This is a genomic window from Deinococcus frigens DSM 12807 (assembly GCF_000701425.1).
GTDB lineage: Bacteria > Deinococcota > Deinococci > Deinococcales > Deinococcaceae > Deinococcus > Deinococcus frigens.
Genome location: NZ_JNIW01000009.1, coordinates 1 through 13,159 on the forward strand (window position 1 = coordinate 1; position 13,159 = coordinate 13,159).

Here is a 13,159-nt window from a genome sequence, read left to right on the forward strand (position 1 = left end):
AGGACACCCAGACAAATGAGCAACTGCACCAGACTCCAGTGAAGCAGCATCCAGGGCAATGACGCTTGAAACCAGCGGCGGAAAGTGCGCTCATTCCAGCCGCTGTAGCGGCTGAGATTGAGCGCGTTCAGACGGCCAGGGATGGCCTGCCACAAGGGCATCAGGTGGAGAAGAAAACGCTGTTGGTGAGCAGGAAAGGCCAGCAGAGTGAGCAGGACAGGTAAGATCGACATCGGGTCTCCTTGGGTGTGGTCTTGAGAACTTCACCCTACTGGAGACCCGTTTTTTAGATCACGTGTTGATTTCGCCAAAAGTGTCCGAACCATTGCCCATACGGATGCGGTTTGTTTCGTGCATCAACCGGAAGTGCGCCGCCCTCATCCACTCCAAGCCCGGAACCCTCTGTTCTCCTGCGCGCTGTTCTGTCCAGAGCAGCGCCTGTGCGGACGCTCGGAATCTGTGCAGACGCTCGGATGCCTGCTCGGTCGTCCAGGTATTTTCAACATTTTTCAATTGGAGTCCGAATGACTTGGCCTCCGCTCCTACCGCTCACGTCAGCCACCACCGATCAAACTACGCGCGTCGTCCGGGTCATTGCTGCTGGACGACGCCCAACATGTCATTCAACATGTCCCTCTTCCTACCCCTTCATCCCTGTCAGCACGATTCCTTCGATGATCTGCTTCTGGAAGATGGCGAAGACGATCAGCACCGGGATCACCGCCAGACTGCTGGCCGCCATGATCAGCCCCCACTGCGTCCCCGCCTCGCCATTAAAGAGCGCGGTCCCCACCGGCAAGGTGCGGAACTCGGGCTTCTGGATCACGATCAGCGGCCACAAAAAGGCGTTCCAGTTGCCCAGAAAGGTGAAGATCGCCAGGCTGGCCAGCGCCGGGCGGACCAGTGGAAGCGCAATCCGCCAGAAGATCCCGAATTCGCTCATGCCGTCGATGCGCGCGGCCTCCAGCAGGTCATCGGGCAGCGTCTCGAAGAACTGGCGCATCAGGAAGACCCCGAAAGCGCTCATCAGCCCCGGAAACATGATCGCAAAATATGCCCCCGGCACGCTGCGGGTCAGTTGCAGGTCGCTGACGCCCACGAACCACGGGATGACCAGCATCTCGGTGGGAATCATCAGCGTGGACAGGATCAGGATGAAGATCAGGTTCTTGCCGGGGAAGTCGAACTTGGCCAGGGTATAGCCCACCATCGAGTCGAAGAACAGCACGGTGGCGGTGGTCACCCCGGCCACCAGCAGGCTGTTGGCGAACCACTGCACGAATTTGGTCTCGGTCAGGACCTGCCGGTAGTTGTCGAGGGTGGGGGCGGTGGGCAAAAAGGCCAGGTTGAACAGCTCCTGAAAGCTCTTGAGGCTGGTCAGCAGCATCCACATAAAGGGGAATAGCGTGACCACGATGCCCACGGTCAGCACCAGATAGGCCAGCAGCATGGGGGTGTTGAGGCGGCGGCGCGGGCGCGGATCGCCGGCGGTTTCACGGGCCTGGGGTTGTGGCAGAGTGGTGGTCATCCGGCCACCGACCGGGTGCCCAGACGTACGTTGCGGTTCTGGATCAGACTGTGATTCATATGTCGTACCGCCGGGTCAGGAAGCGCAGTTGGAACAGGGTGATGGCCAGGATGATCACGAACAGCACCACCGTGATGGCCGAGGCGTAGCCCATCTGGTAGCGCCCGAAGGCGATCTGGTAGATGTACAGCGCCACGGTCGTCGTGCTGCCCAGCGGCCCCCCCTGATCGGTGAAGTTCAGGTTGACCACCTGCGTGAACAGTTGCAGGTACGAGATGGTGCCGGTCACCACGCTGAAGACGATGGTGGGATTGAGCAGCGGCAGCGTGATCTTCCAGAACGCCTGCGAGCCGTTCGCGCCGTCGATTTCTGCGGCCTCGTAATAGCTGCGCGGAATGGCCGACAGCCCGGCCAGGAACAGCACGATCTGAAAGCCCAGGTTCTGCCACACCACCAGCGCCGCCGTGGTGGCCAGCGCCTGGGATGGTGAATTCAGGAAGTTCTGCGGCGTGATGTGCAGCCAGATTAAAAAGGTGTTGACCGGGCCGAACTGCGGGCTGAACAGCCATTGCCAGACCCACGCGGCGGCCACGATGGGGGTGACGTAGGGGGCGAAGTACAGCGCCCGGAACAGACCGCGCAGGGCGCGGATCTTGTTGAGCATCAGCGCCACGATCAGCCCCAGCGCGATCTGAGCCGGAACGCCGATCACGGTGTACAGCGCGGTATTGCGCAGGGCCTGACCGAATTTCTCGTCCGCGAACAGGCGCTGGTAGTTCTCAGTGCCGACGAAGGGCTGCTGGTCCTTGAGGATGTTCCAGTCGAACAGGCTCAGGCGCAATGCCGAAAAGGTGGGCAAAAAACGCACGATCAGAAAGAAGACCAGCGGGATCAGTAGGAAGGTGTAGGCCGTGCGGGTCTGGTGACGCCGCATCGAGCCGCCCCGCCGGGGTGGGGGCCGCCCTCCGGTGCCAGTGCCCAGCGCCGCGCTCAGGCGTGGAGCGGCCTTCATCTGGACCGACGCGCGGCGGAGTCTGACCCGCCCGGTATCACGAAGTTACAAAGCATATGCGCCCCCCTTGGGTTCAATTCTTTCAGGACTGTCCTGGTACGCGATTGTACGGCGTGCCGGGGAGATTTCCAGGGGTGTGGGGGTGGGCAGGATAGGGACTGGAACGGCTGGGGGCGTGGGTCAGCCCACCACGGGCACGCCGCAGCCCGCCCAACCGCATTCATCGGGTGAAAAGCGCCGTTCCCCTCAAGCGAAGCGGTCGATCACCTGAACACCCGTGGCGCTGAAACTGTCCATCCCGGTCAGCGCGTCGATGGACTCGGATAGCGTCAGCCGCGCGCCGATCAGGCGGTCCGGGCGCAGCAGGCCACTCTCGATCATGCCCAGCATCTCGGGGTAGGCGTGGGCGGCCATGCCGTGGCTGCCGTAAATTTGCAGTTCCCTGGCAATCACGGCGTCCATCGGCAGCGGCGGGCGGCGGTGCTCGGCCACCAGCAGGCCCACCTGCACGTGCCGCCCCTGGGTTCGCAGGCACAGGATGGAATCCGCACAGGTCTGCGCGTGCCCCAGCGCGTCCAGCGACAGGTGCGCGCCGCCGCCCGTGGCCTCGCGGATGGCCACCACCACGTCCCCTTCCCGGCTGTCGAGGGTGACCTCCGCCCCCAGTTGCGCGGCCCGCTGGAGCTTGTCCGCGCCGATGTCCACCGCGATCACCCGTGCGCCCAGTGCGCGGGCGATCATGACCGCCGACAGGCCCACGCCGCCGCAGCCGTGAACGGCCACCCACTCGCCGCCCCTGACCCGGCCCTGCTGCACCACCGCCCGGAAGGACGTCGCGAAGCGGCAGCCCAGACTGGCCGCCGTCACGAAGTCCAGACCGTCCGGCAGGCGCACCAGATTGCCCTCGGCAAAGCGCAGGGCCACGTATTCGGCAAACGATCCCCAGGCGGTGAAGCCCGGCTGGAATTGATCCCGGCAGACCTGCTGCTGCCCCGCCTGGCACTCCGGGCAGCGCCCGCAGCCCGACACGAAGGGCAATGTCACGCGGTCCCCCTCGCGCCAGCGCGTGATGCCTGCGCCCACCGCCACCACGGTTCCGGCGATCTCGTGGCCCGGAACGTGGGGCAGGGCGATATCGGGGTCATGGCCCATCCAGCCGTGCCAGTCACTGCGGCACACGCCCGACGCCTCCACCCGCAGCACCACGCCGCCCGCCGCCGGGACAGGGTCCGGCACGGTCCGCAGTTCGGGGCGCATTCCAAATTGCTCGTAAACGACCGCTTTCATGCCTCAGACTCTTTCATGGTATCGGGCCGGAGGTCACCGGCTCCAGCGCCCCCAGCTCTCAGCCCATCCAGTCCCCAACCGATTTAACTCTCAGCCGATTCAAGCCCCAGCCGATTCAAGCCCCAGCCCTGTCTCCCAATTCCAGCACCGCCCGCGCCGTCACCTCGTCCACGATCAGGCGGCGCATCAGCTTTCCGGCCAGGGCGGCGTGCAGCGCGGCTGCCTTGCCCAGCCCACTGACCACGCACAGCGACTGACTGGCGTCCCGGATCAGCGACAGCGGCGGGCCGCTGGCACGGGCGTTCAGCGACAGGCCCGCGTCGTTGCCATCGGCGCGGTAGAAGACGGTGGCAATGTCACCCACCGCGCCCCCGGCGTTCAGCGCGGCCAGGTCGCCCGCGTCCAGATACCCGGCGCTGTACACGTGGCTGGGGGTAGAGGCGTCCACGCTGCCCACCGAGTAGATCAGCAGTCCGGCCTTTTGCTGCAAATCCAGCACATGCCGCACGCTGCGTTCGCGCCACATGGCCCGCTTGGTGGCCGGATCGTCGAAAAAGGTGGGCACCGGGAACAACTGTGCGCCCGCCGAGAAGTTGCGCGCAAACCGCAGAATGGTCTCGGTCACGAAACCGCTCATGAAATCGGCGGCGTTGGCCGAGCCGTTGAGCTGCACAAAGGTCAGCCCCGGCACCGGGCGCGGGGTCAGCGCGTGGCCCACGGCGTTCAGGGTGGTGCCCCAGGCCAGCCCCACGGTCATGCCGGGGCGCAGCAGCCCCGTCAGCGCGGCGGCGGCAGCGGCGGCGGTGCGCTCCAGCCACAGGGTTTCCGGGCTGCCCTGCGGCACGCTGACCACCTGCGCGTGCAAGAAGGGGTAGCGCGCGTGCAGCCGGGTCTCCAGCGATTGCGCCTGGCCCTCGGGGTCATGGATGCGGATTTCCACCAGACCGCTGCGCCGCGCGTGAGACAGCAGCCGCGAGACCTTGGGCCGCGACAGGCCCAGTTCCGTGGCAATCGCGTCGGTGGTCAGCCCCTGCACGTAGTACAGCCGGGCCACCTGCACGGCCTGCACGTTCCGACTCTCGGGCGGACGCTCGGGGGGGGCGGGATCGTGGGCCATGCGTAGGGTCAGCATACGGCGGGCCGGAGGGGGGTCAAGCGCGGGGCGGCCCTTCTTACAGCCCTGAAATAAGCCCTTTTGTCCCCGCCGCGTCCTGCATCTGACCGCCCCCGCCTCACGGTGGGGGTTTTAGCTTGCATGTAATGCGAACGGAATTATCGCCAGCTCAGGTTTTGGGGTGGCCCTGCCCGTTTGACCCCCCCGCCCCTTCGGGGCACCTTCCCTCAATGGGAGGCAAGAGTTGCGGAATGGCCCGTCCCGGCGCAGTTCTCGGCTCCTTCCCCCCGGAAGCTGGCGGCGCAGCCGACTGAGGGGTTTCTTTTCAGCGATCAACCCTTCCCCAGACGCCATACTGAACCCCACATGGCCTACGCTCCCGCCAACAGCCCCGAAGCCTTTATCGCTCACTGGTCCAGATCGGGCGGCAACGAGCGGGCCAATGACGCGTCGTTTCTGAATGACCTGTGCGGTTTGCTGGGGGTGCCGCGCCCGGACGTGTCCACCGCCGACGAGGGCGGCGCGTATGTCTTCGAGCGGCGGGTCAGCGAGGTGTTTACCGACGGGACGTCCACGCCGCGCTCTCTGGACCTGTACCGCCAGGGCTACCTGATGCTGCCAGGCTGGGTGACGCCCGGATGAACCGGGGCAGCAGATGAGCCGGGTTAACAGATGAACCGGGGGGGCGGGCCGCTGTGGATTCACGCCGCCATGCTGCTGCTGGTGGCCTTGCTGCTGGGCTGGGTGCCGGTGCTGGGGCCGCTGCTGCTGGGCGTGCTGGCGGGACGGGCCGCGCCGGGCGGGCGGGGCGCAGCGGCGCTGCTTCCGGCCCTGGCCCTGCAAACCGCGCTGCTGCTGGGCGCACGCTGGGCCGCCCGGACGGTGCAGGACTTCGGGCTGGACGGTGGGTTGTGGACGGCGGTGGCGTGGCTGGGCAGTCCGCTGTCCGCCGCGCTGGGCCGCCCGCTGGGCCACGTCCTGGGCAGCGCGACGCTGGCGGGCTTCCTGCTGCTGTACATCCTGCCCGCCCTGCCCGGCCTGCTGATCGGCGCTCAGATGGCCCGGCGCTCCACGCGCTGGTGAGGGTGGTCTTTTGGCTTCTTCCGCGTACGGGGGAGGCTGAAAGGGGGGGGCCAGCAGGCAGGCCGCCACCGATCACGGGCCGCCGTCTCGCCTCATCCGGGGCGCGGTCAGCCGCCCGACTTCCCGGCGTCCAGCGCCCGCAGCGTCAGCACCCGCAGCAGCCAGGTGGCCGGGCGGACGGGCGCGGCCCTCAATCGGGCCTGGCCGAACACCTGTTGTCCCAGGTCGCTGTGCCGGAAGGCTCCCAGCGCCTGCCGGAGCTGCCCCTTCAGTTTTGGGCGTCCGGCAGCGGGCGCGGCCAGTTGGTCCAGCACCGCCCGGATCGCCAGCGGGTCGATCACGGCGTCCAGACGGCTGCGGCCCGAGAGCAGCTCTTCCCTGATCGCCTCCCGGTGCCGGATCAGTTCGGCGTGCCAGTCGGTCTCGTAGCCCTGGGAGCGGGCCAGCGGTACGCGGTAGATGTCCGGGTCCAGGGCGCGCAGGGTCTCCTTGAACAGCCGCTTGCCCGCCAGCGCGGCGGGGGGCAGGCGGGCCACGAAGTCCATCACCGCCGCGTCCAGGTACGGCAGGTGGACGGCGGCAAAGCGGCCCGCGTACTGCTCGCGCCACGGCAGCAGGCGGTAGGGCATGACCTGCCGGGCCAGCAGCAGGAATTCCTGCCGACTGGGGTCCGTGATACGGGCCAACCCGCCGCGAATCTCCGCGATCTCGGCGTTCCAGGCGGCCTGCATGCCCCGAAGCACCTGTGGGTCCAGCCTGGCGGTCAACTGGCCCAGGGTGTCGAAGGGCCGCAGGTGGCGTTTGGTGAGCTGTTCGGAGACGTCGTGCAGGGGGCGGGCGTGGGCGTCGTGGATCTGCTCGCCCGCAAAAAAGTCGGTGATCGGCTGCTGAGACAGGGCGGCCCAGGCGTCGGCCTCGTCGCAGAAGTTGGCCACGCCGCGCCCCCACCCGGCGTTGCGGCGGATCGTTGCCAGCAGGTCACCCTGATAAGCCTGCACCTCCTGATGCGGGGTGCCGTACTGCCCGGCCAGCGCGTCGGCCACCCGGATGTCGCTGCCCGCCGCCTGCGGCCCCTGGGCATAGGAGAAGGTCCGCAGGTCGACGCCTGCCCCCGTCAGCAGGCTCAGCAGCCCGCGCGAGTCGTGGCCGCCGCTCAGCGACAGGTGGGCCGGACCGTCCAGGCCCCCGGCCCGGCGGCGCACGGCGCGCACGAGCAGCGCGGCAAATTCCTCGCGCAACTCGGCCTCGGGGCGGGTGTCCGGCCAGTCGGGCGGCTCGGGGGTCCAGTACGCCTGCCGCACGGTGCCGCCGGGCCGCAGGTGGTGCAGGCTGGCCGCTTCCAGGCTGCTCACGCCCTGGTACAGCGTCAGGCCGTTCATGGGGCTGCCGCTGATCATGACGCTGGCCACGCCGCCCAGCGTGTAGGGCCGCCGGGCAAAGTCCGGGTGGTCCGGCAGGGTGGACAGCGCCATGCCCCCCTGGTCGTGCGCGGCGTACAGCTTGTGGGTGCCCGCCCGGTCGGTGACGGCCAGCGCCGTGCCTGCCTCTTTGTCCAGCAGCAGCGCCGAGAACGCGCCGTCAAGGTGCCGGAAACAGTCCGGCCCGTGCTGGCGGTACAGGCGGAGCAGCCCCGGCCCGTCCAGATCGTAGAACTGCCCCTTGACCACGGCGGTCAGTCCCGCGTCGTGGATAACGCTGGCTGGCGCGGCATCCAGGTCCACCTGCCACGGCCCGACGGTGAGCGTCCCCTCGGCAGGGTGGAGCGGGCGGGGGGTCAGGACGGCGCTGAAATCGGTTCGCAAGTGTCTACCTCTCGCAGATATTTTAATCGACCGGCAAGGGGCACGGCGGTTCAGCTTCATCGCCCGGTGGACGTGATCCACACAGCCTGACCCACAACGGGGGAGCGCTGATCCTGACCGACTCTCCCGGTAGTGCTGTCGATCCTCCCGCCACAGGACGCCCGATCTGCAAGATAAAATTCGTTGCGCAGACGGAGTTTAGCCCCTCATTCCGTGCGTTGGAGAGACGCTGGCTGACCAGCGCAAGTTCAACGGCTTCTGGTTCAATTCCCCCTGAAGCTTCGGGCAGTCCACCCGTCGCCGGACCACAGATTCGGCAATATGAACGCTGACCCACCAGCTTCCGCTTGCCCCGCCTCCGAACATATGTTCAAATAGACTGAACAAACGTTCGAGGTGGGTCTCACCTCCCTTTTTCCCCGCTCCAACAGGAAGTGTTATGACGCGTCAAGACAGCATTGCAGCGGCCAGCGGGCCGCAACCGTGGGACATTCTGGTGATCGGGGGCGGCGCATCCGGCCTGGGCGCGGCGGTGGAGTCGGCGACGCGCGGCTACCGCACCCTGCTGCTCGAAAGCCACGACTACGCCAAGGGAACGAGCAGCCGCAGCACCAAGCTGGTCCACGGCGGCGTGCGCTACCTGGCCCAGGGCAACGTGTCCCTGGTGCGCGAGGCGCTGCACGAGCGCGGCCTGCTCAAGAAGAACGCGCCGCATCTGGTGCGCGATCAGGGCTTCCTGATCGCCGCCTACAAGTGGTGGTCCGCGCCGTTCTACGGCATCGGCCTGAAGATGTATGACCTGCTGGCCGGAAAACTGAACTTAAAGGCCAGCCGCTACATTGACAGGGCGCAGGCCCTCAAGAACATCCCCACCCTCAAGAAGTCCGGCCTGGGCGGCGGCATCCTGTATTTCGACGGCCAGTTCGATGACAGCCGCCTGGCCATCACGCTGCTGCGGACGCTGGAGGACCACGGCGGCGTGGCCGTCAACCACGCGCCCGTGACCGGCCTGATCCTGGAGGGCGGCAGGGTGGTGGGCGCAAGCTGGCGCGACGAGGAAACGGGCCGGACGCACCAGGCCCGCGCCGAGGCTGTCATCAATGCCACCGGCGTTTTCGTGGACGATCTGCGCCGCATGGAAGACCCGCAGGTCAGGCCCATGCTCTCGCCCAGCCAGGGCGTGCATGTGGTGGTGGACCGCCGCTTCCTGCCCGGCGAGAGTGCGCTGATGGTCCCCCGCACCGACGATGGCCGCGTGCTGTTCGCCGTGCCGTGGCATGACCATGTGGTGATCGGCACGACGGATACGCCCGTCCCCGACGTGTCCTGGGAACCGCGCGCTCTGCCCGAAGAGGTGGACTTCATTCTGGGGACGGCGGCGCAGTATCTGGACCCGGCTCCCACCCGTGCCGACGTGCGGAGCGTCTATGCGGGCCTGCGCCCGCTGGTCAGGGCCGCCGAGGGCACCGACACCAAGGCCCTGTCGCGCGATCACGTCATCCGCATCTCGGAGGGCGGGCTGATCACCCTGACCGGCGGCAAGTGGACCACCTACCGCCGCATGGGCGCGGACACCATCAACCGCGCCGCCGAACTGGCCGGGCTGCCTGCGCGCATGAGCCTGACCGAGGGGCTGAAACTGCACGGGGCCACCGCCGAACACCTGCTCGAACCCTGGAAGGTCTACGGCACCGATGCCGAGCGCATCCAGGCGTTGCCCGGCGCGACTACCAGGCTGCACCCCGACTTGCCCTATATGGAGGCCGAGGTGCGCTGGGCCGTTCAGAACGAACAGGCCCGCACCGTGGAGGACGTGCTGGCCCGCCGCACCCGCGCCATCTTGCTGAACGCCCGCGCCAGTGCCGACGCTGCGCCGCGCGTGGCCGCCATCATGGCCGGGGAACTGGGCCAGGACAGGGCGTGGCAGACCGCGCAGGTAAAGGCGTACCGGGAACTGGCGGCGGGGTACATGCTGCCGGGGGGCGTCCTTGCGGCAGAGGCAACGGGCCGGGAGACGATGGCAACCCGCCCGGCCTGAGCCAGATATGCACATTCAGATAGAGCCGGTGGGCAGATAGGGCCGTTGGGGACGTGAACTTCGGGGGGCTGCTTGGCTCCCCTGCGGTTTTGTAGACGGTTCTGAATCCCGGTCCTCCCCCACGGGCTAAACTGACCTCCACCCCAGGAGGTCCCCCCGTGTTTCAACCCCAGTTTGAAGCCCTGCCCCGCCCCGAACTGCGCGCCCTGCAACTCCAGCGCTTTCAGGACATGGTGGCGCGGCAGTATGAGCACGTCCCTGCCTACCGCGAAAAGTTTGACGCGGCGGGCGTGGGGCCGGAAGACCTGAGAACGCTGGACGATCTGACGCGTTTTCCCTTTACCCGCAAGGTGGACCTGCGCGACAACTACCCGCTGGGCCTGTGCGCCGTGCCGCGTGACACCCTGCGCCGCCTGCATGCCAGCAGCGGCACCGGGGGCAAGCCGACGGTGGTGGGCTACGACGAGCGCGACCTGGAGATCTTCGCCGAGGTGGTGGCCCGCAGCCTGTACGCCGCCGGAGCGCGGCCCGGCATGGTCTTCCACAATGCCTACGGCTACGGCCTGTTCACCGGCGGGCTGGGTCTGGACGGCGGCGCGCGGCGGCTGGCCCTGTGTACCGTGCCCGTCTCGGGCGGCGGCACCGAGCGGCAGGTGGGGCTGATCCAGGACCTCGCGCCCCAGGTGATCGCCTGCACCCCCAGCTACGCCCTGGTGCTGGCCGAGGCGCTGGAACGGCAGGGGCTGGGGCCGGGGGACCACTCGCTGGAATACGCCGTGCTGGGCGCAGAACCGTGGGCCGAGAAGACCCGCGCCGAGGTCCAGAAGCGCCTGGGTGTGACCGCCACCAACATCTACGGCCTGTCTGAGATCATCGGCCCCGGCGTCAGTAACGAGGACGCCGCCGAGCAAAGCGGCAGTTACATCTGGGAAGACCACTTTTATCCCGAGATCGTGGACCCCGACACCGGAGAGGCGGTCCCGGACGGCCAGTGGGGCGTGCTGGTGCTGAGCAGCATCAGCCGCAGCGCGCTGCCGATTCTGCGCTACTGGACGGGGGACATCACCCGCCTGCTGCCCGGCGAGAACACCACCGGGCGCAGCATGCGGCGCATGGACATCATCCGGGGGCGCAGCGACGACCTGATCATCCTGCGCGGCGTCAACGTATACCCTACCCAACTGGAAGCCGTGCTGGTCAGCCTGGGCCAGGTCAGCCCGCATTACCACGTCACCCTGAGCCGCACGGGGGCGATGGACGACCTGACCTTGCAGGTGGAGGCCGACAGCGAGGCCGTGACCCTGCGCGATGAGATCGTGCGGCTGATCAAGACCCAGGTGGGCGTGACCGTGCGCTGCGAGCTGTGCGTGCCCGGCAGCCTGGCCCGCAGCGAGGGCGGCAAGCTGCGGCGCGTGACGGACCTGCGCGGCGAGAGGTAGAACCGCCTTGATCCGCCCGCTGATCCGCCCCATGCGGCCCCCCGACGAGGTGCGGCTGGGGCAGATCGCGTACCAGACCGGATTTTTTGGCGACAGCGCCGAGCGGTATTTCCCGGACCCCCAGCTTTTCGCGGACCTGTGGGTGCGCGCCTACTTCCGGCTGCCGGCTGCGGTGGGCTTTGTGGCGCAGGTGGACGGAGAGGTGACCGGCTACATCGTCGGCTCGGTGAATGAGGCCGCGTATCGGCGGGCAGTGGCGCGGGTGGTGGCGGACACGGTGCTGCCCGGCCTGCTGACCCGGCGCTACACCCGGCCACTCGCCGCCGTTCCCTACCTGCTGCGAACGCTGCGCTCTCCCTCGCTGCACGCCTCCGAAACCGAGTTTCCGGCCCACCTTCACCTGAATTTACTGCCACGGGCGCGGGGGCTGGGGCTGGGGCGCGGGCTGCTTCAAACCTACCTGGCGCAGTTGCGAGAGCTGAATATTCCCGGCGTGCAACTCTCTACCACAGACGAGAACGGGGCGGCGCTGGGCCTGTACAGGCAAGCGGGCTTTACCGTCGCGGTATCGCAGAAGTCCGGGTTGTGGACGCCGTGGCTGGGCCACGCGGCGTGGCAGATGTGCCTGACCTGTGGCCTGAAGGACCGCCCTGGTTGCCAGTACCCAGGAGTTGCACTTGGTATGGCGGAATGAATAGCCGTACTGGTGCGGGAAGTCAGCGTTTTTCGAGAACAGGTGGAGAAGTCGGTTGAGATGCAGATGGGTCAGCACGATTCACGGAGTGGTGGAGGCGCTGCACTGGACAGAACAGCGAGCAGGAGAGCAAGCGGTTCCGGGTATGGAGTGGATGAACCGGCGCACTTCCGGGTGATGCACGAAACAAACGGAACCCGGACGAACCGGTGTCAACAGTCTCACTTCACGGCAAATTCTGTGCCATCAGCTCGCGCATGGTCATCGGCGCACGTTCCAGCAGCCCCTCCAATGTCGGGTCGGCGGGAGCGAATTCACCCGCCCGGCTGGCGAGATACATGCCCAGCATGAATTTGGCTGCGCCCGCCGGAACGCCCAGTTTTGCGGCCAACTCGTCGTCGGGGAAGGTCTCGTGCCGGATGGAACGGCCCAGCACCTCTGAGGCGATGGCAGCCAGGTCACCAAAGTCAAGCGCTTGCGGTCCGGTCAGCGGCGGTGTGGGGCCATCGTACTGGCCCTCGCTGGCAAGAATGATGGCCGCCGCCTCACCCAGATCGGCGTGCGCTGCCCAAGCAATTTTACCGTCAACGGGCGTTGGCATCACTCCTGTTTTGAACGCCTTTTCCATCATGTCCAGGGCGCTGGAGGCGTAAAAGCCGTTGCGCAGCGCTGTCCAGGCCAGGCCGGACTCGGCGAGCATCTTCTCGGTGGCAGCGTGGTCCAGGGCTGGCCCAAATGCCGAAGTCGGGCTGGCGGCCATCTGACTGGTGTACACGATGCGCCCCGCGCCCACCGTGCGGGCCGCGTCGATGACCGCCGCGTGCTGCGCCAGTGGATCGCCGCCGTGCGCCCGTGCATTGGAGGACACCAGCAGAATCTGCGTAGCACCCTCAAACGCGTGTGAGAGACTGGCCGGATCGCTGAAATCGCCCTGACGAACGCGAACGCCGAGGGCCGCCAGATCGTCGGCCTTCTGCGGGTCACGTACGCTGACGCCGACCTGATCGGCAGAGACACGGGTCACGAGTTACTCGACGACGATGCGGCCCAACTGTCCAGTGGCTCTGGTCACGATGATCATGGGTTGCTCCCTTTAAATGAATCGAACTCAACGCTTTGCGGTGAGCTGGCGGGGCCAGCGTTCACTGCCCCGTCTTCTGTT

The 13,159-nt window shown here is 67.3% G+C and carries 11 protein-coding genes and 1 pseudogene; 5 read left to right on the top strand and 7 right to left on the bottom strand.

What is annotated here, in order from left to right; all coding sequences use genetic code 11:
* The 5 genes and pseudogenes from Q322_RS0104880 to Q322_RS0104900 all read right to left on the bottom strand — a co-directional run.
* Positions 1-233 (bottom strand): annotated as a pseudogene (locus Q322_RS0104880) (IS4 family transposase); the annotation flags it as partial.
* Positions 234-640: 407 nt separating this feature from the next.
* Positions 641-1,528 carry a carbohydrate ABC transporter permease gene (locus tag Q322_RS0104885; protein ID WP_084147797.1) on the bottom strand — a complete coding sequence of 296 codons (888 nt, stop codon included), beginning with the start codon at positions 1,526-1,528 and terminating at the stop codon, positions 641-643.
* 55 nt (positions 1,529-1,583) lie between these two features.
* A complete protein-coding gene (locus Q322_RS0104890; RefSeq protein ID WP_051668210.1) occupies positions 1,584-2,540 on the bottom strand; it encodes a carbohydrate ABC transporter permease in 957 nt (318 codons plus the stop codon).
* 246 nt (positions 2,541-2,786) lie between these two features.
* On the bottom strand, positions 2,787-3,827 hold the full coding sequence (locus Q322_RS0104895) for a zinc-dependent alcohol dehydrogenase family protein (protein WP_029476516.1): 1,041 nt from the start codon (positions 3,825-3,827) through the stop codon (positions 2,787-2,789).
* Positions 3,828-3,942: 115 nt separating this feature from the next.
* Complete coding sequence (locus Q322_RS0104900; protein WP_029476518.1) at positions 3,943-4,944, bottom strand: sugar-binding transcriptional regulator; 1,002 nt, start codon at positions 4,942-4,944, stop codon at positions 3,943-3,945.
* A gap of 363 nt (positions 4,945-5,307) precedes the next feature.
* Here Q322_RS0104900 and Q322_RS0104905 point away from each other — a divergent pair, with 363 nt between their 5' ends.
* Both Q322_RS0104905 and Q322_RS0104910 read left to right on the top strand, forming a co-directional pair.
* Positions 5,308-5,583, top strand: a complete 276-nt coding sequence (locus Q322_RS0104905) for a type IIL restriction-modification enzyme MmeI (protein WP_029476520.1) — start codon at positions 5,308-5,310, stop codon at positions 5,581-5,583.
* Positions 5,584-5,613: 30 nt separating this feature from the next.
* Positions 5,614-6,024 carry a hypothetical protein gene (locus tag Q322_RS0104910; RefSeq protein ID WP_245593140.1) on the top strand — a complete coding sequence of 137 codons (411 nt, stop codon included), beginning with the start codon at positions 5,614-5,616 and terminating at the stop codon, positions 6,022-6,024.
* Between the two features lie 107 nt (positions 6,025-6,131).
* On the opposite strand, the gene Q322_RS0104915 is transcribed toward Q322_RS0104910, so the two are convergent.
* Positions 6,132-7,826 (bottom strand): asparagine synthase-related protein, encoded by a 1,695-nt coding sequence (locus Q322_RS0104915; RefSeq protein WP_029476523.1) that lies wholly within the window; start codon positions 7,824-7,826, stop codon positions 6,132-6,134.
* Positions 7,827-8,265: 439 nt separating this feature from the next.
* Here Q322_RS0104915 and Q322_RS0104920 point away from each other — a divergent pair, with 439 nt between their 5' ends.
* From Q322_RS0104920 to Q322_RS0104930, 3 genes are all read left to right on the top strand, one after another.
* Positions 8,266-9,864 carry a glycerol-3-phosphate dehydrogenase/oxidase gene (locus Q322_RS0104920; protein ID WP_034417637.1) on the top strand — a complete coding sequence of 533 codons (1,599 nt, stop codon included), beginning with the start codon at positions 8,266-8,268 and terminating at the stop codon, positions 9,862-9,864.
* Between the two features lie 158 nt (positions 9,865-10,022).
* Positions 10,023-11,303 carry an AMP-binding protein gene (locus Q322_RS0104925; protein ID WP_029476527.1) on the top strand — a complete coding sequence of 427 codons (1,281 nt, stop codon included), beginning with the start codon at positions 10,023-10,025 and terminating at the stop codon, positions 11,301-11,303.
* Between the two features lie 7 nt (positions 11,304-11,310).
* The gene (locus tag Q322_RS0104930; RefSeq protein WP_245593141.1) at positions 11,311-11,997 is read left to right on the top strand and encodes a GNAT family N-acetyltransferase; all 687 of its coding nucleotides are present in this window, start codon (positions 11,311-11,313) and stop codon (positions 11,995-11,997) included.
* Positions 11,998-12,223: 226 nt separating this feature from the next.
* Here Q322_RS0104930 and Q322_RS20620 read toward each other — a convergent pair whose 3' ends face one another.
* Positions 12,224-13,021 carry an NAD(P)H-binding protein gene (locus tag Q322_RS20620; protein ID WP_245593142.1) on the bottom strand — a complete coding sequence of 266 codons (798 nt, stop codon included), beginning with the start codon at positions 13,019-13,021 and terminating at the stop codon, positions 12,224-12,226.
* Between the last annotated feature and the right edge of the window lie 138 nt (positions 13,022-13,159).

Bases quoted from the DNA above. Each gene is read 5' to 3' on its own strand.
- Q322_RS0104885 (WP_084147797.1), bottom strand. From the start codon at position 1,528: ATGACCACCACTCTGCCACAACCCCAGGCCCGTGAAACCGCCGGCGAT.
- Q322_RS0104890 (WP_051668210.1), bottom strand. From the start codon at position 2,540: ATGAAGGCCGCTCCACGCCTGAGCGCGGCGCTGGGCACTGGCACCGGA.
- Q322_RS0104905 (WP_029476520.1), top strand. From the start codon at position 5,308: ATGGCCTACGCTCCCGCCAACAGCCCCGAAGCCTTTATCGCTCACTGG.
- Q322_RS0104895 (WP_029476516.1), bottom strand. From the start codon at position 3,827: ATGAAAGCGGTCGTTTACGAGCAATTTGGAATGCGCCCCGAACTGCGG.
- Q322_RS0104920 (WP_034417637.1), top strand. From the start codon at position 8,266: ATGACGCGTCAAGACAGCATTGCAGCGGCCAGCGGGCCGCAACCGTGG.
- Q322_RS0104900 (WP_029476518.1), bottom strand. From the start codon at position 4,944: ATGGCCCACGATCCCGCCCCCCCCGAGCGTCCGCCCGAGAGTCGGAAC.
- Q322_RS0104910 (WP_245593140.1), top strand. From the start codon at position 5,614: ATGAACCGGGGGGGCGGGCCGCTGTGGATTCACGCCGCCATGCTGCTG.